The following is a 20,687-nucleotide window of genomic DNA, read 5'->3' as shown; positions in this document are numbered from 1 at the left end:
GGTCCTCCGGTCGGGCCGGCCCCAGGAGGCGGTCGCGATGGGTGTCCGATCCGGACCGCCATCCTGCACCGCCGCGCCCCGCTCGGGCGACGCGGGGTGGGGTGGACAACGCCCGACGACGGGTGCGGGTTCACCCGGTCCAGGCACGCACCGGCTCCAGCACGACCCCGAGGACGCCGAGGGCTCCACGGGAGGTCCACTCCACGGGGCGGCTCCCCACCCGGCGCGCCCTTCTCCCCCTGCGGGCGGGACCTGGGCTGCCTAGCCTCGTCACGACGGCGAAAGGTGTCAGGAGGAGTCGGAATGACCACCGCGCACAGCGAGCACACCCAACACCCGCACCGGCACGGTGAGGGCTGCGGGCACGTGGCGTTGCCACACCAGGACCACGTCGACTACGTCCACGACGGCCACCTCCACCGGCCCCACGAGGACCACTACGACGAGTGCGAGCCGACGTCCCACCAAGCGCACGAGGGTCACCCGCACCGGCACGGGGTGGACTGCGGCCACGTCGCCGTGCCCCACGGCGACCACGTGGACTACGTCCACGACGGCCACCGGCACGCCGAACACGGCGACCACTACGACGACCACTGACGGCGCGCGGCCCACGACCAGACCCGCGCGTGCGCCGGGTCTGGTCGCCCGTCCGCCCCGACCGGTCAGGCGGGCCGGTCCACGGCCAGCGTCAGACCTCGCGGTGCACGTGGCGCAGGAGGTTCCTGGGCACGAGCCGGCGCTCGCCCCGGATCACCACCGGCACCAGATCCGGCGCCGTGGCCTTCCACCGCGCACGCCTGGTGCGGGTGTTGCTGCGGGACATCCTGCGTTTGGGTACTGCCATCAACGGCCTCCTTCGTTCCCGCGCCGGCCTCCCGGCGCCCGTTCTCCGTACCGGCGGCGGAACTTCTCCACCCGGCCCGCCGTGTCGACCAACCGCTGCGTCCCGGTCCAGAACGGGTGCGAGGACGAGCTGACGTCCACCACCACCAGCGGATAGGTGTTGCCGTCACTCCACTCGACGCGTCGTTCCGAGGTGATGGTGGACCTGGTCAGGAACGACTCCCCCGTCGAGGAATCCTGGAACACGACCGGGTGGTAGTCGGGATGGATGTCCTTCTTCACTGTTCGTCCAGTCCTTTCGTCGTCTCGACGCCGGCGTCCCGCTCCGGGGCGCCGTCCTCGCAGGGCTCGGTGTGCCAGCTGCCGAAGGGGTCGTCGAACCGCCGCCAGCCGGCCGGGCCCAGGGCGAGTTCGTCCTCGGTGAGCAGCGCCTCCCGCAACGCGGTGGTGATCTCGCCCGCGGAGGCGCGGTGGGTGAGCACGACCAGTTCCTGGTGGCGGTCGCCGTAGCGGTGGTGCCACCGGGCCGCGGCGATGGCGGCTCGTTCCGCCTCCACGGACCCCCAGACCTCCCCGTCGGCCGAGGCCAGCCAGGGCCCGGCGTGCCCCACCCGGAGCCCGCCCCCGGCGGACTCCAGCCACAGGGCCACGTCGGGTTGGGTGGCGACCCAGACACGTCCACGTGAGCGGACTACCCCGTCCAGCAGCACGTCCAACGCGTCGTGCAGCCGTTCGGGGTGGAAGGGGCGCCGCGCGGAGAAGAGCACCAGTTCGACGCCCGCGTCGGGCTCCACGGGGGGTTCACCCCGGAGCAGCGGGGCGTGCGCGTCGTCCACCTCACCTCGTCGGGCCGTCGGTGGCAGCTCGGCCAGTTCGGCCCAGAGGTCGGCCCGGTGGGAGGTCCGCCGGGCTCGTGGTGCCAGGCGGTCGAGCACGGCCCCGGTCCGGTAAGCGGTCCAGGCATCGGTGGCCTGCCCGGTGAGCAGCACGAGGTCCGCGAACTCGACCTGCGCGGTGACGACCTGGGCGACGGTGCGTTCGTCGTCGGCGCTGCCGGCCCTGCCGTCCTCGACCAGCTCGCGGTCGCCGGTGGCGTCGGAGAGCCAGCTGCCCTCGTCGACGACGGCGACGACCCCGAGCAGGTCGACGAGGTCGAGGACGGGGCCGTCCTCGACGACGACGTGGCGCAGGGCCCAGCACACCGCCTCGGGTTCCAGGGTCGGGTCGAGGTGCAGCACGACCCGGGTGACGGTGTCGTCGAGCGCGAGCCGCCGGACGAGGGGGAGCAGGTCCTCGCGCAGGGTGCAGGAGACACAGCCGTGGGCGAGCTCCAGCACGCGGGTCTCGTCGTCGGCTCCCACCCGGAGGCGCCGTCGCACCACTCCCTCCGTGATGAGGGCGAGGTCGTGGTGGACCACGGCGGTGGTCCCGTCGACGAGTTCGGCGGCCTGCCGCTCCACCTCCTCGGCGGCGTAGCCAGCCAGGACAAGCAGGGTCGGACGGGGGGCGCCGGGCACGTCAACTCCTCCTCACGACAGCACGGGCCGGGTACCTCCCGGCCTCGGCGCGAGGCTAGTTGAAAATGGTGTTCAACACCAATAAGAGGTTGCGCATGCCCCGGGCCGCGCCCCCACCCCGACCCACGGCGCCGACTGCCGCCTAGAATAAGAAACGATTGTCATTTTCACTAGTGGGGAGGTGTCGAATGTCAGCCGTCTGCCAGGTGACCGGGCGTCGCCCGGGCTTCGGCAAGCAGGTGTCGCACTCGCACCGGCGCACCAGCCGGCGATGGAACCCGAATCTCCAGGACAGGAGGTTCTGGCTGCCGAGCGAGCGACGGTGGGTCCGTTTGCGGGTATCCACCAAGGGTCTGCGGACCATCGACCGGCGAGGCATCGAGGCGGTGGTCGCCGAACTGCGAGCACAGGGGGTGAAGATCTGATGGCCAGGTCCGAACTGCGTCCGATCATCAAGCTCCGGTCCACCGCTGGCACGGGCTACACCTACGTGACCAGGAAGAGCCGGCGCAACGATCCCGACCGGATGCGCATCAGGAAGTACGACCCGGTGGCGCGTCGCCACGTGGAGTTCCGGGAGGAACGCTGATGGCCAAGAAGTCCAAGATCGCGCGCAACGAGCGGCGTCGGGTACTCGTCGCCCGGCACCGGGAGCGGCGGGCGGAGCTGAAGGAGACCATCCGGTCTCCCCACTCCACCGACCAGGAGAGGGAGACCGCCCAACTCGCCCTCCAGCGGCTGCCTCGCGACTCCAGCGCCACCAGGCTGCGCAACCGGGACAGCGTGGACGGGCGGCCCCGCGGCTTCCACCGGGCCTTCGGCCTGTCCCGGCTGAGGCTGCGCGAGATGGCCCACCGCGGTGAACTGCCCGGCGTGCGCAAGTCGAGCTGGTGAGCCGTGGCGACCCGAGGTAACAAAGGACGGCACCGCCCGGTGGGCCGACGCAGCAACCTGCTGATGGCCGCCGGGGTCACGCGGGTGGACTGGAAGGACGTCGCCCTGCTCCGCAGGTTCCTGTCGGATCGGGGCAAGATCCGCTCCCGCCGGGTGACCGGCCTGACCGCACCGCAACAGCGCCAGGTCGCCGCCGCGATCAAGAACGCCAGGGAGATGGCGCTGCTCCCCTACCCCTCATCACACCGCTGAGCACCGACGCCGGGCCGGTGCCGCACCGGCCCGGCACCGGGCCACGGCCCTCCGGACCACCCGGGCCGCGGTCGCCCACCCGCGCGGCTCTCCGACCGCGTCTCGCTCCACTCCAATGGCGGTGGAGCACGGCCGACGGCGGACGGGGAATACCGATCCCATCAATCACCGACGGTGAGCACTATCACTCGAATGCGGGATTGTTCTCCCCGTTCACACTAAAATTCCTGTTCAGAGCGTGACACCCTTACCCGAGCTACTCGATCGTGTTAGGCTGCGCCGGCCCAGGGTACTCGTCACGCGTTTGGGGAGATGGTCGAGTCGTTCCCGCACACTCGCCCGGACCACCGAACCCGGCCGACCCCCCTCCTTCCGAGGGCATCCCATTCCGGCCGACGGACCGGCCCCACCTCGACACCCCGGATAACCCCGTCGCGGGGAAGAACACCGTTCCCGGGATATCCGCACGCCGACGAGTTCGCTGGCCGTTCCCTTTCCCCGGCCGGCCGTCCCCCGGGCTCACACCGTCCACGTCGACGCCGTCCGCCGGCCCGTCGTCCCGGCTCCCCCACGTGGGCGGCGACGACATCCGCCCGCGTGCGGCGAGGAAGCAGGCCACCAGCAAGATGAGTCGTCCCAGGAGCGCCGAGGCCCAGAAACTGGCCTGGTTGGTGAACAACTTCGTCTCCCTGACACCGAGCGTCGTGCACGCGGCGGTGGTGTCCGTGGACGGCCTACCCCTGACCTGTTCGGACGGGGTCCCGAACGAACACGCCGAACAGCTCGCGGCGCTCTCCAGTGGCCTGGTGAGCCTGGCGCACGGCAGTTCCCGACTGTTCGACCTCGGTTCCTACGACCAGACCGTCATCCGGAACGAACACGGGTTCGTGCTCATCATGACGGTCGCCGAGAATTCCTGCCTCACCGTTCTCACGACCGCCGACTGCGACATGAAGGTCGTCGCCTACCAGATGACCCTCCTCGTCGAGAACGCCGGACACGTTCTGACTCCCCAATTGCGGAAGGAACTCCGCGAGGCCGTGGTCGCCTGATTCTCCGGGGCCGCGTTCCCAGGACGTGACAGCCAGTGCGAGGTGACCGTGGCCCCGCCACCGAGCTGGCCGCCCATCGGGACGAGGAATGCGGGAACGCCGACGGCGACCCCGCTTCGCGCGCGGTGCCGGTGAGGGTGGCCGCGCCAACCCGGTCGGGCAGGAGGAGGAGAACGGATGCGCAGGATTCTGATCGTGGGCAGCGGGCAGTCCGGGTTACAGCTGGGCCTGAGCCTGTTGCGCCACGACTACGAGGTCACGATCATGTCCGCCCGCACGGCGGAGGAGATCCAGGGCGGGCGGGTCATGTCGACGCAGCTCATGTTCCACCCGTCCCTGGAGCACGAACGTGCTTACGGGCTGCACCTGTGGGAGGAGGAGACTCCCGACACGGGCGGCTTCGGGATGTCCGTGGCCGGGCCCGACGGCTCCCGCGCGGTCAACTGGTTCGGCTCCCTGCCCGGGCACGCCCACTCGGTGGACCAGCGGTTGAAGATGCCCCGCTGGTTGGAGGAGTTCGAGAACGCCGGCGGCAGGGTCGTCATCCACTCGGTGACCCTCTCCGACCTCGACGGTTTCGCGCGGCTCTACGACCTGGTGATCGTGGCGGCCGGCAAGGGTGACCTGGTGCGGCTCTTCGACCGGGACCCGACCCGGTCGGTGTACTCGGCTCCGCAACGGGCCCTGTCGGTCACCTACGTCCACGGCATGACCCGGCGACCCGAGCACCCGGACGTCGACGCGCTCCGCTTCAACATCGCGCCGGGCGCCGGCGAGATGCTCACCATGCCGTCCCTGACCACGAGCGGGCCCTGCGAGATCATCCTGTACGAGGCGGTGCCGGGTGGGCCGCTCGACGCCTTCTCCGATGTGCGGGGGCCCCAGGCGCACCTGGACAGGGCGTTGGAGCTCATGCGGGAGCACTTCCCGTGGGAGTACGAACGCTGCGGCGACGTCGAGCTCACCGACGACAGGGGCGTCCTGACCGGCGCGGTGAGCCCGGAGGTCCGGCACCCGGTCGGCCGGCTGCCGGGCGGCGGCCTGGTGCTGGGGATGGCCGACGCGGTGGTGGTCAACGACCCGATCTCCGGCCAGGGGTCGAACAACGCCGCGCGGTGCGCCGCGGTCTACCTGCGCGCGATCCTGGACCACGGCGACCGGCCCTACGACGCCGAGTTCATGCGCGACACGTTCGAGGCCTACTGGGACTACGCGCGCCACGCGACCACGCTGACGAACATGATGCTCCGCCAACCGCCGCCAGCGCACCTGATGGAGGTGTTCGGCGCCATCGGGGCGTACCCGCGCATCGCGGACCGCTTCGCGCTGGGCATCAACGACGCGTCGAGCTTCGACGAGTGGCTCTTCCACGAGGACCTGGCCCGTGGCTACCTGGCGGAGGTCGCGGCCGGCCGGGCGTGAGCTCCTCGAGTGCGGCCGCCCCCGGCGGGGCGCGTCAGAGCTCCTGGTCCAGCCCCATCGCCAGCAGCAGGGTGCGGAACTTCGCCGAGCTCTCCGCGAGTTCGCCGTGCGGGTCAGATCCCGGGACGATGCCGCCGCCGGCATAGAGCCGGATCGACTCGCCCGCGACCTCGGCGCAGCGGATCGCGACCACCCACTCGCCGTCGCCGTTGGCGTCGCACCACCCCAGTGTCCCGGTGTAGAACCCCCGGTCGAACGGCTCGATGTCCTCGATCGCCCTCCTGGCGGTCTCCGTCGGCGTGCCGCAGACGGCTGGCGTGGGGTGGAGGGCCGCAGCGAGTTCCAGCGCGGAGGGAGCGGGATCGTCCAGGACACCCGCCACCCGGGTGGAGAGGTGCCACATCGTCGCCGTGGTCACGAGCGAGGGTTCGGACGGCACCTCCAGCTCGCGGCAGTGGGGGCGGAGGCGCTCCGCCACCGCGTCCACGACGAGCGCGTGCTCGTGCCGGTCCTTCTCCGAGGCCAACAGGGCGGCGGCCCGGCGCCGGTCCTCGACCGGGTCCGGGCTGCGGGCGGCTGACCCGGCCAACGGGTTGGACAGCACCCGGGTCCCGGACCGCCGGACCAGCAGCTCCGGGCTGGTGCCGAGCAGGGTGCGCGTCCGGCTCCCCTCGGGTGGGAGGTCGACGGCGAAGGTGTACCCGGTGGGGTCACGGTGGGCCAGGTGCGCGAGCAGCCGGGCGACGGCGACCGGTTCCCCGGCTGTCAACCGCAAGGTCCTCGCGAGGACGACCTTCTCCAACTCACCGGCGTCGAAGGCCTCCAGGGCCTTGCTGACGCCCGCCAGGTACCGGTCGGCGGGAGGATCCGGCCGGACGCTCCAGCCGTGGGAGGACACCGGCGGTACCGAGCGCCAGCCCGAGCGCGCCGGTCCGCTCCACCGGACCTGGGCGGGGAGCACCAGGTGCGGGGGGCTGGTGGGGGAGAACGGGACGGCGCCGACCACGACCGCCGGGCCGCCCGCGGTGACCCGTTGGGTACCGCCCCACCGACCGAGCGCGTCGTCGACCTCACCGGCCAACGCGGCCGGAGTGGCCGCGGTGCTCTCCACCGGCAGGACGTCGCCCGCCCCACTGGCGAGCATGCTGTGCCTGGGTGCGGTGAGAAAGAACGAGGAACCCTCTCGGTACTCCCCGAGCAGGTCAGGTTCACTGCCCTGATCGGTTGTCGCGTGGTCCGCCATCACCATTGCCGCCCCCGAGTCCGCCGGGTCCTTGCCCCACTCGTGTGCCCTGCGCTTCCCCATTCCGGGGACGCGTCGTGTCCACTGGTCACGTTATTGCTCCCACTTCGCGAGCGTGCACGCGGTCTCCGCCCGACGCGGCCACCCCATCATCGTGACCGCGTGCCGGCCACCGCCGGCCCCGGCGGCGTACCGACCCGGTGACGTCCACCACCGCCGCCGACCGGCGGCGCCGCCAGGAACCACCCACTGCACAGCACGCCGACCAGGGACGATGTGGACGGGCAGGGCAGCGGGCGCGAGCCCGACGGTTGGGGACCACCGCCGCCCGGCCCCGTCCATGACTCATCCGCCTCGTCCTCGTTCCGTGCGAGAACGTAGGCGACTCGACGCCATCAGTCACCCTCGGTGACGTCGGGCGCGCCGCCGTGATCGGGGACGCGCGTGCCGGACCGGCGGGTCCACTCCGAGTGGACTGGGGCGTTGTGCCAGGTCAGGGCGCCTCCCGGCGGAGCTCGTCCGGATCGGGGCCTCCGGTTGTGGCGCTCGGCACACCGTGTCCCGCCCGGCCGCCGGCCGCCCTGAGGAGGCGGCCGGCGGTCGCGCCGCTGGGTGGGGTCAGCGCAGTGGTTCCGGCGCGCCCGCCAACAGCGGGTCGCCGGGCAGCTCCCGGATCCGCAGCGGGCGGGCGTCCAGCACGGCGAGGCTGGCCAGGTGGCCGGCCGGGGCAGCGAGCTCGTAGAGCCGCAGCGCCTCGGGAGGCGGCCGCTCCGAGCGCCAGTCCACCATCGCGGGCGCCTCGTCGGGGCCGGAGAGCAGCACGGACCGCATCGGCAACGCCAGCCCGAGGCCCACCGCCTTGAGCACCGCCTCCTTGCGGGTCCAGTAGGTGAAGAACGCGTCCTGCCGCCGCTCGGCGGGAAGCGCGGCCACCGTGCGCTGCTCCTCCTCGCACAGCACGGTGTCGCCCAGCCGGTCGACGTCGAGGTTCTCCCGCACCTCCTCCACGTCGACGCCGACCTCACCGCCCCGGCACACCGCCAGCACGACGGACTCGCCCGAGTGGGACAACGAGAACCGCAGCCCGCTGTCCGGGGTCAGCACGGGCTTGCCGTGCGCCTCCTCACCGCAGTGCGCGCACTCGTAGCGGAACCGGACATCGCGGGGGTCCAGGCCGAGGTGCGCTCCCAGCACGATCCGGGAGAGCGCTCGGGCGACGAGGTGACGTTGCCGGTCCTCCTCGCGGCGGAAGCGGTCGTGCCGGGTGCGTTCGGCGTCGTCGAGCAGGGAGATCAGCCCGGGGTCCGCCGCGTCCCTGGCCGCCCACCACACCTGGCACTCACCGCTGTCCAGCGGTGCGATCTCGGGTGCGCCCACCCGCCCACCTCCTGTTCGGTTGGCCCGGCCACGCGGGCACGGGACTCGGGTCGTGCTGTCGTCCGCTCAGAGCACGCCGCCGTTGCGGTCCACGACGTCCCCACCCGGCCACCGGGTCAGCGGGGCGGCGACGGGCAGCACCAGCAGCGGGTCGCGGAGGTCCGCGTGCCGCCACGGGTAGTCCGGGTCGGCCCACCTGCTCGCGACCCCGGTCAACACCGACCAGCCGGAACGGGCGTAGAAGGTGGCCGTCGTCCGGTCGGTGTTGAGCAGGCCGAAGGGCACCCCCAGGAGGCGCAGGCGGTCCTCCACCCTCGCCAACAGCTGGGCGCCCAGACCGTTCCCCTGGGCGTCGGGGTGGACGGCCACCAGGCCGACCTCAGCCACGAGCTGGTCGGTCTCCCCCACGCGCACGAACCGGCGCAGCACGGCCGCGTGCGCCACCACCGCCTCCCCCACCCGTGCGCCCAGGCGCAGCTCGGGCCGGGCACCGGCCCAGCTCCGGGCGTCGCGGAAGTGGTGGGAGGTGCTGGCGAAGGCGGCTGACAGCAGCTCCGCGATCCGCAGGTGGTCGAGCGGCGCCAGTTCCCCCTCCCAGCGGTGGAACCAGTGCGGCTCCTCGACGCTCATGGGCTCTCCTTCGTCGGCGGGCTGCCACCGCGTCGCGGTCGACGCCGGCTCCGGCAAGCATGTCGGTGCCACGGCGGGCACCGCCCGGGACCCGTCCGATCATCGTCAGCTCGGCGTCCCCCGTCCACCCGTTTCGACGGTCCTGGTGCTGTGGACCGCGCGCGCCGCGCCGTCATCCCCGGTGGGGAGCGGTCCGCCCGCGCCCGCCGGCCCGCCGTCGGCCGGCCTTCAGGTCGTCCCCCAGGGCGAGCGGTCCTCCGGGCGGGGGAAGGGTGCCCCGGGGTGGCCGCCGATGCCGTCGCCCACCGCGGGGCCGGTCGTGCCGGGCTCACGCCACCGCCCCGGCATGAGCGCCGAGGCGACGAGGACCGTGCCCAACAGCAACAGCAACCCGAAGGACGCCAGTGAGATCAACGCCGGTGACACCGAACCCAGCCACCCCATGACGCGGGTCGCCGTGCCGGTGCTGACCATGAACAGGAGCCCGGCCGCGAGGAACGCGACGCCGGGGACGAGAGCGGCGACCGGTGAGACCCGCTCGCTCGTGAGCACCGCGATCGCGAGGCCGATCGCGACGATGACGAGGCTGGGCAGCAGCAGGTCGACGCCGACGTCGAAGACCCGGAACGCCCGCACCAGTTCGCCCGAGGCCCACCCGAGCCCCCAGCCGATCGCCGGTGTCAGCAGGACGCCGAGCACCGCGCCGGTGATGTGCCGTGACGAGTTGCGCAACTCTTCTCCTTGTGAGCGTGGCGGAGACGTGGCCGTGGTGACTCGCGGACGGTGTCACACCCACCGGGCGGCCGGGTCCTCCCACCGGGGAGCGTCAACGCCGGGCCGCTGACACCGCGTCGCCCGTGTGGGCCGCCGCTCGCCCGATGTCGCGTTGCACCATTCTGCCCAACGAGCCATCCGCCGAACACGGTAGGTGTCGATCGGTGAACCCGTCACACCGGGCCGTGGCGGGGCTGGGCTGCCGGGCGGGTCGGGTCTGCCGACCCGCCCACCACCGACCCGCCCCGGTAGGCACGACACGGAGGACACGATGACGACACCGGCGGACACCCCCTTCACCGCCGACGTGGTCGCGGCGGTGGTGCGGCACAGGAACGAGGACCACGCGGAGGACTCGTTGGTGATCCGCCGGGCGCTGGGCGGCGCACCGGACGCCACCCGGGCCGTGCTGGTGGCACTCGACGACACCGGGCTGGACTTCGGACGTCACCACCGGCGCGTGCCCAGGTGCGCACCGAGGTGGTGCGCCTCCGCCAGGAGGCCTGTGGGGTGCTCGGGGCCCCGAACCGGCACTGGCGACGCGACCCGACCGGCGCCGCCCGGGCGGAGGCGGCGCCGGCGGGCCACCGGTCAGGTCGACGAGCCTCGGTCAGAACGGCCAGCCGAAGACCGGCCAGCCGATGACGGAGTCGACGGCCAGGCCCACGAACACCGCCATCAGGTAGCTGTTGGACAGGTGGAACAGCCGCATCGGCCGCACCTCCTCCCCCCGGAGCACACCGGAGTGCAGTCGGTGGGCGCCGACCAGGAACCAGCCACCGCCCAGGACGGCGAGCAGCAGGTAGATCCAGCTGGCGGCGGGCACCAGCAGCAGCGACCAGAGCACCATCACCCAGCTGAAGATGACGATCTGCCGGGAGACGTGGCTGGCCTCCGCCACCACCGGCAGCATCGGGACGCCAGCCCGCTCGTAGTCCTCGCGGTACTTCATCGCCAGCGCCCACGTGTGCGGCGGGGTCCAGAAGAAGATCACGCCGAACATCACCAGGGCGGGCCAGTGGATCGTCCCCGTCACCGCCGACCAGCCGATCACCACGGGCATGCATCCGGCGGCCCCGCCCCAGATGATGTTCTGGGCCGTCCGACGCTTCAGCACCATCGTGTAGACGAGGACGTAGAACAGGATGGTGGCCACGGCGAAGACCGCCGCGAGCAGGTTGGTGGTCGTCCAGAGCACGACGAACGAGGCCACGCCGAGGGACACGGCGAACACCAGCGCGTGCGTCCGGGAGATCTGGTCCCGCACGAGCGGACGTTTGCTGGTCCGCTTCATCACGGAGTCGATGTCGGCGTCGATGACGCAGTTCAGCGCGTTGGCGCTGCCGGCGGCCATCGTGCCCCCCACCAGGGTGCACAGGACCAGCCAGAGCGACGGCACCCCCCGTTGGGCGAGCAGCATCGCCGGGATCGTGGTGATGAGCAGCTGCTCGACCACCCGCGGCTTGATCAGGGACAGATAGGCGCGTAGGACCTGACGCAGCGATCGGGATCGGGGTGCGACAGGAGTGGCAACGGTGCTCATGACGCGCTCCGTGCGGCGCTCCCCGGCGACATGGGACTCCTCGTCAGTTCGGGTCAGACCCCTGGACAGCAGGGCCACCGGAATGGTAGCCGCGCTACGGAACCGGACCAGCAGGTGGGGCGTAGACTGGAGCGTTCCGGTGACAGCCGGTAGCGGATGCCGCGACGAGGGTGACCGCCGCACTACGTGTGAGTGGAGCGCCCGCCGGGCACCCGTGACGCGACGGGCTGCGAGATCACCGAGATCAAAAGCCGCTATTAGGCTGGCGGCCGGACCAGGGACGACAGCGTGTCCGGCCCGAGGGTGCAACGGAGCGCCGTCCGGCAGGCCGCACCGAAGGAAATGGGGAGCACTGTCCGTGTCCGTCACTGAGGACCTCAACCAGCTGATCACACCGAACCTGCCCGCCGACTGGACGGCGCTGGACACCCGCGCCGTGGACACCCTGCGGGTGCTCGCCGCCGACGCGGTCCAGCACAAGGGCAACGGCCACCCCGGCACGGCGATGAGCCTCGCGCCCGTCGCCTACACGCTGTTCCAGCGCGTCATGCGCCACGACCCGAGTGACGCGGACTGGGCGGGACGCGACCGCTTCGTCCTGTCCGCCGGCCACAGCAGCCTCACCCTCTACCTCCAGCTGTTCCTGGCCGGGTACGGCCTGGAACTGGAGGACATCCGGCAGCTGCGCCAGTGGGGTTCCAGGACCCCCGGTCACCCGGAGTACAAGCACTCCCCCGGGGTGGAGATCACCACGGGCCCGCTCGGGCAGGGGCTGGCCTCCGCGGTCGGGATGGCGATGGCCGCCCGCCGGGAGCGCGGCCTGTTCGACCCGGACACCCCGCTCGGTGAGAGCCCGTTCGACCACCACATCTACGTGATCGCCTCCGACGGCGACATCGAGGAGGGCGTGACCGCCGAGGCCTCCTCGCTGGCCGGTCACCAGCAGCTGGGCAACCTGACGGTGATCTACGACGCCAACGAGATCTCGATCGAGGACGACACGAACATCGCGTTGTCCGAGGACACGGCCAAGCGCTACGAGGCCTACGGCTGGCACGTCCTGCGGGTCGACGGCGGTGAGGACGTGGTGGCGATCGAGGCGGCGCTGGCCGAGGCGAAGGCGGAGACGGAGCGGCCGACGCTGATCGTCCTGCGCACCGTCATCGGTCACCCCGCGCCGACCAAGCGCAACACCGGGAAAGCCCACGGCGCGGCGCTGGGCGAGGAGGAGGTCGCCAGGACCAAGGAGATCCTCGGCTTCGACCCGGCGAAGAACTTCCAGGTCGAGGACGAGGTGCTCGCCCACGGCCGACTCGCGGTGGAGCGGGGTGCCGCCGCCCACGCCGAGTGGCGGAAGTCCTTCGACGCCTGGGCCAAGGCCAACCCCGACCGCGCGGAGCTGTTCGACCGGCTGACCGCCGGCAGGCTCCCCGACGGCTGGACGGACAAGCTCCCCACCTGGGAGCCGGACGCCAAGGGACTGGCCACCAGGAAGGCCTCGGGTGAGGTGCTCAACGCCCTCGCCGACGTGCTCCCGGAGGTGTGGGGCGGCTCAGCCGACCTCGCCGAGAGCAACAACACCACCATGAGCGGGGTGGACTCCTTCGGTCCCACCAGCATCTCCACCCGCGAGTTCAACGCCCAGCCCTACGGCCGCACGTTGCACTTCGGTGTCCGCGAGCACGCGATGGCCTCGATCCTCAACGGCATCGCGCTGCACGGGCCGACCAGGCCCTATGGCGGCACGTTCCTCATCTTCAGCGACTACCAGCGGCCGGCGGTCCGGCTCGCCGCGCTGATGAGGGCCCGGTCCACCTTCGTGTGGACCCACGACTCGATCGGGCTCGGTGAGGACGGCCCCACCCACCAGCCCATCGAGCAGCTCGCCTCGCTGCGGGCGATCCCCGGGTTGTCCGTGGTGCGCCCCGCCGACGCCAACGAGACCGCCGCGGCGTGGCGGGCCACGCTGGAGTGGGACGAGGGCCCCGTCGGGCTGGCGCTGACCCGGCAGAACCTGCCCGTGCACGAGGGCACCTCCGCCGAGGGCGTGGCCCGGGGTGGTTACGTGCTCGCCGACGCCGGCGACGGGAACCCGGAGGTCGTCCTCATCGCGACCGGTTCCGAGGTCACCCTGGCCCTGGAGGCACGGCAGGCCCTGGAAGCCGAGGGCGTGGGAACCCGGGTGGTGTCCATGCCGTGCGTCGAGTGGTTCGACGCCCAGGACCAGAGCTACCGCGACCAGGTCCTGCCGCCGTCGGTCCGGGCCCGGGTCGCCGTGGAGGCCGGTATCGCGCAGCCCTGGCACCGCTTCGTCGGCGACGCCGGCCAGATCGTCTCCATCGAACACTTCGGCGCGTCCGCCGACTACCAGACCCTCTTCCGGGAGTTCGGTTTCACCCCGGAGGCCGTCGTGGACGCCGCCCGGACCAGCATCGCGCGAGTGGAGGGAACCAAGTGAGCAGCAACGAGCGCCTCGCGGCACTGTCCGAGGCCGGCGTGTCGGTGTGGTTGGACGACCTGTCCAGGGACCGCATCAGCTCCGGCCAGCTCGCCGACTACATCCGCGACTACAGCCTGGTCGGCGTCACCACGAACCCGACGATCTTCGCGGGTGCCCTCGCCGACAGCAGCTCCTACGACCCGCAGGTCCGGGAGCTGGCGGCGCGGGGCGCCAGTGTGGAGCAGGCCGTCAGGGAGATCACCACCACCGACGTCCGCAACGCCTGCGACGTGTTCCGGGAGACCTACGAGGCCACCGGGACCGTGGACGGTCGGGTCTCGATCGAGGTGGACCCCCGACTCGCCCACGACACCGAGGCCACCGCCGCGGAGGCCAGGGAGCTGTGGAAGACCGTCGACCGGCCGAACCTGTTCGTCAAGATCCCGGCCACCCTGGAGGGCCTGCCCGCCATCACCAGGGCTCTGTCCGAGGGGATCAGCGTGAACGTGACGCTGATCTTCTCCGTGGAGCGCTACCGGGACGTGATGGAGGCCTTCCTCACCGGGCTTGAGCAGGCGAAGCGGGCCGGCCACGAGCTGGCCACCATCGAGTCGGTGGCCTCGTTCTTCGTGTCCCGGGTCGACAGCGAGGTGGACAAGCGGTTGGAGGCCCTGGGCACCGGGGAGGCCTCCGCCCTGCGTGGCAAGGCCGCCGTGGCCAACGCCCGGCTCGCCTACGCCGCCTTCGAGGAGGTGTTCTCCTCACCACGGTGGAAGGCGCTCGCCGAGGCCGGCGCGCGGCCGCAGCGCCCGCTCTGGGCGTCGACCGGGGTCAAGAACCCCGACTACTCGGACACCCTGTACGTCGACGAGCTCGTCACCGCCAACGTGGTCAACACGATGCCGGAGAAGACCCTGCTGGCCGTCGCCGACCACGGCAGGGTGGAGGGCGACAGGGTCCGGGGCACCGGTGAGGAGGCCAAGCGCGTCTTCGAGCGGCTCTCCGAGGTCGGGGTGGACGTGGACGACGTCTACGTCGTGCTGGAGACCGAGGGTGTCGACAAGTTCGAGAAATCCTGGACCGAACTGCTGGACAGTGTCACCGAACAGCTGAGGGCAGCCACCGAGTCCGGGGGGAGCGCATGACGGGAGCGACGGCATCCGGTGACGGGCCGGGAGTGACGGTCGAGTTCACCGAGGCGACCGCGGCGGCCGAGGCCGCCGCGGTCGCGGAACGGCTGGTCGGCGAGCGGGTGGCGTCCCGTCTCGCCGACCAGGACGCGACGCTGTGGGGTCCGGAGGCCGAACCGGAGGCGTCGATCAGGCTGGCCTGGACGGGGCTGCACCGCGGCTCCCGTCCCCTGGTCGGGGAGATCGAGGCGGTCCGGGGCGAGTTCCACGCCGAGGGCGTCGACCGGGTGGTGCTGGCCGGGATGGGCGGTTCCTCCCTCGCCCCCGAGGTCATCACCGCCGCCGCCGGGGTGCCGCTGGTGGTGTTGGACACCACCGATCCGGCCCAGGTCGCCGAGGCACTGTCCGGTGACCTGTCCAGGACGGTCCTGGTGGTGTCCTCCAAGTCGGGGTCGACGGTGGAGACCGACAGCCACCGGCGGATCTTCGAGGCCGCGTTCCGGGCGAACGACATCGACCCGGCCAGCCGCATCGTGGTGGTCACCGACCCCGGATCCCCGCTGGAGTCGACGGCCAGGGAGAACGGCTACCGGCGGGTGTTCCTCGCCGACCCGAACGTGGGAGGACGCTACTCGGCGCTGACCGCGTTCGGGCTGGTCCCGGCGGGCCTGGCCGGAGCGGACATCGCCTCCCTGCTGGCCGAGGCCGCCGCGGCGGCGCCCGCGCTCGGAGCCGACTCCCCCGACAACCCGGCGCTGCGGCTGGCCGCGGCGTTGGGGGTCGCGCACTCGGAGGGCGCCGAGAAGGTCGTCTTCGCCGACAACGACTCCGGGTTCCCCGGCTTCGCCGACTGGGCGGAGCAGCTCATCGCCGAGTCGACGGGCAAGGAGGGCACGGGACTGCTCCCGGTGGCGGTGGAGAACACCTCCGCGCCGGGTTTCGTCGACGCCGGTGACGACGCCACCACCGTCGTGCTGGGTAACCCGGTGGAGACCGCGGCGCTCACGGTGTCCGGCACGCTGGGCGGCTCCCTGTTGTTGTGGGAGTTCGCCACCGCCTTCGTCGGCCGGCTGCTGGGGATCAACCCCTTCGACCAGCCGGACGTGGAGGCGGCGAAGAAGGCGGCTCGGGCGCTGCTCGACGCCCCGGAGCGGGCGGCCTCCGGCCCGGAGCCGTTGCTCCGGGCCGGAGCGGTCGAGGTGTACGCCCCCGGGCGGTGGCAGCCCACCGACACGGGGTCGCTGGCGGCGGTGGTGCGGTCGCTGCTGGACGAGACGCCCCCGTCGGGTTACCTGGCCGTGCAGGCCTACCTCGACCGGGAGCAGGACGCCTCGGCGTCGGTCCTGCGGCCGGAGCTGGCCCGCCGGTCCGGCGCGCAGACGACGTTCGGGTGGGGACCCCGGTTCCTGCACTCCACCGGCCAGTACCACAAGGGCGGCCACCAGAACGGGGTGTTCCTCCAGCTCACCGGGGACAACGAGCAGGACCTCGACGTTCCCGGCCGGCCGTACACCCTCGGCACCCTCCAGCTGGCGCAGGCGCTCGGGGACGGCCAGGTGCTGGCCGACCACGGCAGGCCCGTGCTCCGGGTGCACCTGACCGACCGCGCGGCCGGCCTGGCCCAACTCGTCGCAGCGATCCAGGAGACGACCCCGTGACCAGCAGACACTGGCGCAATCCGCTGCGGGACGACCGGGACAAGCGCCTGCCGAGGATCGCCGGCCCCAGCGGGCTGGTCATCTTCGGGGTCACCGGTGACCTCTCCCGCAAGAAGCTGATGCCCGCCATCTACGACCTGGCCAACCGCAAGCTGCTGCCCCCGGGTTTCGCCCTCACCGGGTTCGCCCGACGGGACTGGGCGGACCAGGACTTCAGCAAGGTGGTGTACGAGGCGGTGCGGGAGCACTCCCGCACCCCGTTCCGGGAGGACGTCTGGCGGCAGCTCTCCGAGGGGCTGCGGTTCGTCTCGGGGAGCTTCGACGACGACCAGGCCTTCGACGACCTCGTCACGACGGTCGCCGACCTCGACCGGGTGCGGGGAACCGGGGGCAACCACGCCTTCTACCTGTCGGTGCCGCCCAGCGCCTTCCCGACGGTGTGCCGGCAGCTGGCCCGCTCGGGTCTCTCCGCGCAGAACCCCGAGCAGTGGCGTCGGGTCGTGATCGAGAAGCCGTTCGGGCACGACCTGGAGAGCGCCCAGGAACTGAACAAGATCGTCAACGAGGTCTTCCCCGAGGAGTCGGTGTTCCGCATCGACCACTACCTCGGCAAGGAGACGGTGCAGAACATCCTGGCGCTGCGCTTCGCCAACCAGCTGTTCGAACCGCTGTGGAACGCGCACTACGTGGACCACGTGCAGATCACCATGGCCGAGGACATCGGCCTGGGCGGTCGGGCCGGCTACTACGACGGCATCGGCGCGGCGCGGGACGTCATCCAGAACCACCTGCTCCAGCTGCTCGCGTTGACCGCGATGGAGGAGCCGGTCTCCTTCCACCCCCGGGCGCTGCGCACCGAGAAGATCAAGGTGCTCGCCGCCACCAAACCGTGGGAACCGTTCTCGGAGACCACCGCCCGCGGCCAGTACACCGGCGGGTGGCAGGGGGGCCAGCTCGTTCCGGGGCTGTTGGAGGAGGGCGGTTTCGCCAAGGACTCCACCACCGAGACCTACGCGGCGATGACGATGCAGGTCAACACCCGCCGCTGGGCCGGGGTGCCGTTCTACCTGCGCACCGGGAAGCGGCTGGGGCGGCGGGTCACCGAGATCGCGATCGTGTTCAAACGCGCCCCGCACCTGCCGTTCGACTCGACGTCCACCGACGAGCTCGGGGAGAACGCGCTGGTCATCCGGGTGCAGCCGGACGAGGGGGTGACGATGCGGTTCGGGTCGAAGGTGCCGGGCACCTCGATGCAGATCCGCGACGTCACGATGGACTTCGGTTACGGCCACGCCTTCACCGAGGACTCGCCGGAGGCCTACGAGCGGCTGCTGCTGGACGTGCTGCTCGGCGAACCGTCGCTGTTCCCGGTCAACGAGGAGGTCGAGCTGTCCTGGCGGATCCTCGACCCCGTCCTGCGGTACTGGGAGAAGGAAGGCAGTCCCGAGCCCTACCGGGCCGGAAGCTGGGGACCGGAGTCGGCCGACCGGATGATGGCCCGCACCGGACGTCACTGGAGGCGCCCGTGATCATCGACCTGCCCTCGACCACGACCTCCCAGGTCAACAAGAAGCTGGTGGAGATCCGGGAGACCGGTGGCGCGGTCGCGCTCGGCCGGGTCCTCACGCTGGCGATCATCACCGACGACGGCAGCCAGGCCGAACAGGCCATCGAGGCCGCCAACGACGCCAGCCGGGAACACCCCTGCCGGGTCATCGTGCTCGCCAGGGGGGCCCGCAAGGCGGCCGCCCGCCTCGACGCGCAGATCCGCGTCGGTGGCGACGCCGGGGCCAGTGAGGTCGTCGTGCTCCGCATGTACGGGCCGTTGGCCGACGAGGGCGCCAGCTGCCTGGTGCCCCTGTTGCTGCCCGACGCGCCCGTGGTGGCGTGGTGGCCCCTGGAGGCACCGAAGGTGCCGGCCGAGGACCCGATCGGCAAGCTCGCCCACCGGCGCATCACCGACGCCAAGTCGGAGCGCAACCCCGTCCGCTCACTGGAACAGCGGCGGGCCTCCTACCGGGGCGGGGACACCGACCTGGCGTGGACCCGGTTGACCTCCTGGCGCGCCTACCTGGCCGCCGCCCTCGACCTGCCGCCGCACGAGCCCGTGACCCGGGCGACGGTGACGGGCACCGCCGACTCCCCCTCCACCCAGCTGCTCGCCGGCTGGCTCGCGTCCTGCCTGGACATCCCGGTGCGCCGGGTCCGCACCTCCAGCGGGCAGGGCATCGTGTCGGTGGTGTTGGAGCGCCGGTCAGGGCTGATCGAGCTCGTCCGGCCGGATGGCCAGCTGGCGACCTTGACCCAGCCGGGGCAGCCCGACCGGACGATCGCGCTGCCGCGCAGGTCGGTGCGGGACTGCCTCATCGAGGAGCTGCGCCGGCTGGACCCCGACGAGGTGTACGAGGACACCCTGGAGGCCCTGTCGAAGGTCGTGGCCGCCAGGGGCTCGGTGACCACGGCGAAGTCCAGCCCGGCGGCGCGGTCGGCCGGGCGCCGGACGGCCACGTCGGCGGGGTCCACCTCGCGGGCCGGCGACTCCGACGGGGCCGGCGGGGCCGGCGGCCGGAAGGGTGGCGCGGCGAAGTCCCCCGGGTCGGAACCGACGGCCTCGGAGGGCACGAGCGGTCGCGGCGGCACCGCCAAGCGCGGCACCCGCAGGACCACCGGTTCGGCCACGGGCGCGGCGAAACGGACCGGGGCACGGCGTTCGGCTGCCCCCAAGCCCGCCCGTCGGGGGAGCGTGGGCAGGTCCTCCCGGGGGGAGTCCTCGTTATCCCGAGGTGAGGACACCCCGCCGACCACGGAAGGGACGGAGAGCGGATGAGTTCGACCGACGGGAACACCACCCCCCGGGTGGTGGTGCACCGCACTCCTGACCTGCTCGCTCCCGCCGTCGCGGCACGGCTGCTCACCGCGTTGGTGGACGCCCAGGCCGCGAAGGGCTCGGCGTCGGTGGTGCTCACCGGGGGCCGCACCGGGGGCGCCGTCCTGGAACGGTTGCGCGACGCCCCGGCCCGGGACGCCGTGGACTGGTCACTCGTCGACTTCTACTGGGGCGACGAGCGCTTCCTGCCCTCGGGTGACCCGGAGCGGAACGAGACACTGGCCAGGACGGCGTTCCTCGACCACGTCCCGGTGGACCCCGCGCGGGTGCACGTGATGGCTGCCTCCGACGGTGAGTTCGGGGACGACCCGGAGGCGGCGGCCGCCGCGTACGCCCGGCTGCTCGCCCAACGGTCGGTCGAGCAGGGCGGGACGGCCGGGGTGCCGCGCTTCGACGTCTGCCTGTTGGGGGTCGGGGAGGAGGGGCACACCGCCTCGCTGTTCCCCGAGACCCCCGCCGTGCGGGAGCCGGAGCGAACCGTGGTCGCGGTCCGGGACTGCCCGAAGCCGCCGCCGACCAGGATCTCGCTGACCCTGCCGGCCATCCGGGAGTCGGCCGAGGTGTGGCTGTTGACGACGGGGGCCGCGAAGGCGGAGCCGGTCGGGGCCGCGCTGCGTGGAGTCGATCCGGTGCTGGTCCCGGCGGCGGGCGCGACCGGCCGGGTCGCCACCCGCTGGTTGCTGGACGAGAGCGCGGCGGCCCGGGTTCCGGCGGACGCGCCCTGAGCGCGGTCCGTTCGCACCCTTCGGGGCCCGTCCCAGGCTGGGGCGGGCCCCGAACCATGTCGGCCCCCTGAGCTGACCGCCCGGGTCCGGCCGTCGCGGCCATCTCGTGGGTGGGACGCGCCGAGTACCTTCGGCGGACTGGTGGGAGGCCGGTGGGGTGGAGCCGTTCGGGGCGCACCGGCGCGGCTGGCCGGGCCCCGGACGCCGTCCAGTCCGGTCGAGGAGCCCTCGGCGTGCCAGTCCGGTGGAGGGTTGCCCGGCTCCACACTCGCACCGGCTCGGACGGACCTCGGCTCG

General features: G+C 72.3%; 21 protein-coding genes and 1 pseudogene. 14 read left to right on the top strand and 8 right to left on the bottom strand.

Going from position 1 to position 20,687, the window contains the following annotated elements; translation table 11 throughout:
• Positions 1–303: 303 nt before the first annotated feature.
• Positions 304–600, top strand: coding sequence for a hypothetical protein (locus C1701_RS20690; protein WP_026420117.1), 297 nt, complete (start codon positions 304–306; stop codon positions 598–600).
• Between the two features lie 91 nt (positions 601–691).
• Here C1701_RS20690 and rpmF read toward each other — a convergent pair whose 3' ends face one another.
• Genes rpmF through mrf form a run of 3 tightly spaced genes read right to left on the bottom strand, consistent with a single transcriptional unit; the run spans position 692 to position 2,363 of the window.
• The gene (gene rpmF / locus C1701_RS20685) at positions 692–847 is read right to left on the bottom strand and encodes a 50S ribosomal protein L32 (RefSeq protein ID WP_026420116.1); all 156 of its coding nucleotides are present in this window, start codon (positions 845–847) and stop codon (positions 692–694) included.
• A complete protein-coding gene (locus C1701_RS20680) occupies positions 847–1,128 on the bottom strand; it encodes a type B 50S ribosomal protein L31 (protein ID WP_026420115.1) in 282 nt (93 codons plus the stop codon). Before C1701_RS20680 ends, rpmF begins: the two co-directional genes overlap by 1 nt.
• Positions 1,125–2,363 carry a ribosome hibernation factor-recruiting GTPase MRF gene (mrf, locus tag C1701_RS20675; RefSeq protein ID WP_103056459.1) on the bottom strand — a complete coding sequence of 413 codons (1,239 nt, stop codon included), beginning with the start codon at positions 2,361–2,363 and terminating at the stop codon, positions 1,125–1,127. Before mrf ends, C1701_RS20680 begins: the two co-directional genes overlap by 4 nt.
• Before the next feature lie 188 nt (positions 2,364–2,551).
• Between mrf and rpmB the strand changes: the two genes are divergently transcribed.
• From rpmB to C1701_RS20645, 6 genes are all read left to right on the top strand, one after another.
• Complete coding sequence (gene rpmB / locus C1701_RS20670; protein ID WP_026420113.1) at positions 2,552–2,788, top strand: 50S ribosomal protein L28; 237 nt, start codon at positions 2,552–2,554, stop codon at positions 2,786–2,788.
• A complete protein-coding gene (gene rpmG / locus C1701_RS20665) occupies positions 2,788–2,952 on the top strand; it encodes a 50S ribosomal protein L33 (protein ID WP_026420112.1) in 165 nt (54 codons plus the stop codon). The genes rpmB and rpmG overlap by 1 nt, the downstream gene beginning before the upstream one ends.
• Positions 2,952–3,257 carry a 30S ribosomal protein S14 gene (rpsN, locus tag C1701_RS20660; protein ID WP_026420111.1) on the top strand — a complete coding sequence of 102 codons (306 nt, stop codon included), beginning with the start codon at positions 2,952–2,954 and terminating at the stop codon, positions 3,255–3,257. Before rpmG ends, rpsN begins: the two co-directional genes overlap by 1 nt.
• Before the next feature lie 63 nt (positions 3,258–3,320).
• Complete coding sequence (rpsR, locus tag C1701_RS20655; protein ID WP_103057125.1) at positions 3,321–3,509, top strand: 30S ribosomal protein S18; 189 nt, start codon at positions 3,321–3,323, stop codon at positions 3,507–3,509.
• A 572-nt stretch (positions 3,510–4,081) separates the two neighbouring features.
• Positions 4,082–4,561 (top strand): roadblock/LC7 domain-containing protein, encoded by a 480-nt coding sequence (locus tag C1701_RS20650; RefSeq protein ID WP_372493002.1) that lies wholly within the window; start codon positions 4,082–4,084, stop codon positions 4,559–4,561.
• 177 nt (positions 4,562–4,738) lie between these two features.
• Positions 4,739–5,983 carry a styrene monooxygenase/indole monooxygenase family protein gene (locus C1701_RS20645; RefSeq protein ID WP_337661849.1) on the top strand — a complete coding sequence of 415 codons (1,245 nt, stop codon included), beginning with the start codon at positions 4,739–4,741 and terminating at the stop codon, positions 5,981–5,983.
• Between the two features lie 34 nt (positions 5,984–6,017).
• On the opposite strand, the gene dhbC is transcribed toward C1701_RS20645, so the two are convergent.
• The 4 genes from dhbC to C1701_RS20625 all read right to left on the bottom strand — a co-directional run bounded on the left by dhbC (position 6,018) and on the right by C1701_RS20625 (position 9,965).
• On the bottom strand, positions 6,018–7,232 hold the full coding sequence (dhbC, locus tag C1701_RS20640; protein WP_035292761.1) for an isochorismate synthase DhbC: 1,215 nt from the start codon (positions 7,230–7,232) through the stop codon (positions 6,018–6,020).
• A gap of 612 nt (positions 7,233–7,844) precedes the next feature.
• Positions 7,845–8,603 (bottom strand): 4'-phosphopantetheinyl transferase family protein, encoded by a 759-nt coding sequence (locus tag C1701_RS20635; protein WP_051314238.1) that lies wholly within the window; start codon positions 8,601–8,603, stop codon positions 7,845–7,847.
• A gap of 66 nt (positions 8,604–8,669) precedes the next feature.
• Entirely contained in the window at positions 8,670–9,233 is a 564-nt protein-coding gene (locus C1701_RS20630) for a GNAT family N-acetyltransferase (protein WP_051314237.1), read from the bottom strand.
• A 228-nt stretch (positions 9,234–9,461) separates the two neighbouring features.
• Positions 9,462–9,965, bottom strand: coding sequence for a hypothetical protein (locus C1701_RS20625; protein ID WP_030105950.1), 504 nt, complete (start codon positions 9,963–9,965; stop codon positions 9,462–9,464).
• A gap of 313 nt (positions 9,966–10,278) precedes the next feature.
• On the opposite strand from C1701_RS20625, the pseudogene C1701_RS28210 reads away from it, so the two are divergent.
• Positions 10,279–10,392 (top strand): annotated as a pseudogene (locus C1701_RS28210) (hypothetical protein); the annotation flags it as partial.
• 225 nt (positions 10,393–10,617) lie between these two features.
• On the opposite strand, the gene C1701_RS20615 reads toward C1701_RS28210, so the two are convergent.
• Positions 10,618–11,550: a heme o synthase gene (locus C1701_RS20615; RefSeq protein ID WP_051314236.1), complete on the bottom strand. Its 933-nt coding sequence runs from the start codon at positions 11,548–11,550 to the stop codon at positions 10,618–10,620.
• Positions 11,551–11,908: 358 nt separating this feature from the next.
• On the opposite strand from C1701_RS20615, the gene tkt reads away from it, so the two are divergent.
• Genes tkt through pgl form a run of 6 tightly spaced genes read left to right on the top strand, consistent with a single transcriptional unit; the run spans position 11,909 to position 20,390 of the window.
• The gene (gene tkt, locus C1701_RS20610; protein WP_081715634.1) at positions 11,909–14,008 is read left to right on the top strand and encodes a transketolase; all 2,100 of its coding nucleotides are present in this window, start codon (positions 11,909–11,911) and stop codon (positions 14,006–14,008) included.
• Entirely contained in the window at positions 14,005–15,135 is a 1,131-nt protein-coding gene (tal, locus tag C1701_RS20605) for a transaldolase (protein WP_030105946.1), read from the top strand. The genes tkt and tal overlap by 4 nt, the downstream gene beginning before the upstream one ends.
• Positions 15,132–16,778, top strand: a complete 1,647-nt coding sequence (locus C1701_RS20600; RefSeq protein WP_103056458.1) for a glucose-6-phosphate isomerase — start codon at positions 15,132–15,134, stop codon at positions 16,776–16,778. Before tal ends, C1701_RS20600 begins: the two co-directional genes overlap by 4 nt.
• Positions 16,775–18,307: a glucose-6-phosphate dehydrogenase gene (gene zwf, locus C1701_RS20595; protein ID WP_026420101.1), complete on the top strand. Its 1,533-nt coding sequence runs from the start codon at positions 16,775–16,777 to the stop codon at positions 18,305–18,307. The genes C1701_RS20600 and zwf overlap by 4 nt, the downstream gene beginning before the upstream one ends.
• Complete coding sequence (gene opcA / locus C1701_RS20590; protein WP_026420100.1) at positions 18,304–19,605, top strand: glucose-6-phosphate dehydrogenase assembly protein OpcA; 1,302 nt, start codon at positions 18,304–18,306, stop codon at positions 19,603–19,605. Before zwf ends, opcA begins: the two co-directional genes overlap by 4 nt.
• A complete protein-coding gene (gene pgl / locus C1701_RS20585) occupies positions 19,602–20,390 on the top strand; it encodes a 6-phosphogluconolactonase (RefSeq protein ID WP_030105943.1) in 789 nt (262 codons plus the stop codon). The genes opcA and pgl overlap by 4 nt, the downstream gene beginning before the upstream one ends.
• The last annotated feature ends 297 nt before the right edge of the window (positions 20,391–20,687 follow it).

The organism is Actinoalloteichus sp. AHMU CJ021, assembly GCF_002895405.1.
Taxonomy (GTDB): domain Bacteria; phylum Actinomycetota; class Actinomycetes; order Mycobacteriales; family Pseudonocardiaceae; genus Actinoalloteichus_B; species Actinoalloteichus_B caeruleus.
Note: the sequence above shows the minus strand (reverse complement) of the source record. Positions and strands in the feature narration are given on the sequence as shown.

Excerpts from the sequence above, each read along its gene's own strand:
- rpmG (WP_026420112.1), top strand. The coding sequence starts at position 2,788 with ATGGCCAGGTCCGAACTGCGTCCGATCATCAAGCTCCGGTCCACCGCT.
- dhbC (WP_035292761.1), bottom strand. The coding sequence starts at position 7,232 with ATGGTGATGGCGGACCACGCGACAACCGATCAGGGCAGTGAACCTGAC.
- rpsR (WP_103057125.1), top strand. The coding sequence starts at position 3,321 with ATGGCCGCCGGGGTCACGCGGGTGGACTGGAAGGACGTCGCCCTGCTC.
- C1701_RS20600 (WP_103056458.1), top strand. The coding sequence starts at position 15,132 with ATGACGGGAGCGACGGCATCCGGTGACGGGCCGGGAGTGACGGTCGAG.
- C1701_RS20615 (WP_051314236.1), bottom strand. The coding sequence starts at position 11,550 with ATGAGCACCGTTGCCACTCCTGTCGCACCCCGATCCCGATCGCTGCGT.
- C1701_RS20630 (WP_051314237.1), bottom strand. The coding sequence starts at position 9,233 with ATGAGCGTCGAGGAGCCGCACTGGTTCCACCGCTGGGAGGGGGAACTG.
- rpmB (WP_026420113.1), top strand. The coding sequence starts at position 2,552 with ATGTCAGCCGTCTGCCAGGTGACCGGGCGTCGCCCGGGCTTCGGCAAG.
- pgl (WP_030105943.1), top strand. The coding sequence starts at position 19,602 with ATGAGTTCGACCGACGGGAACACCACCCCCCGGGTGGTGGTGCACCGC.
- C1701_RS20645 (WP_337661849.1), top strand. The coding sequence starts at position 4,739 with ATGCGCAGGATTCTGATCGTGGGCAGCGGGCAGTCCGGGTTACAGCTG.
- rpsN (WP_026420111.1), top strand. The coding sequence starts at position 2,952 with ATGGCCAAGAAGTCCAAGATCGCGCGCAACGAGCGGCGTCGGGTACTC.
- C1701_RS20690 (WP_026420117.1), top strand. The coding sequence starts at position 304 with ATGACCACCGCGCACAGCGAGCACACCCAACACCCGCACCGGCACGGT.
- rpmF (WP_026420116.1), bottom strand. The coding sequence starts at position 847 with ATGGCAGTACCCAAACGCAGGATGTCCCGCAGCAACACCCGCACCAGG.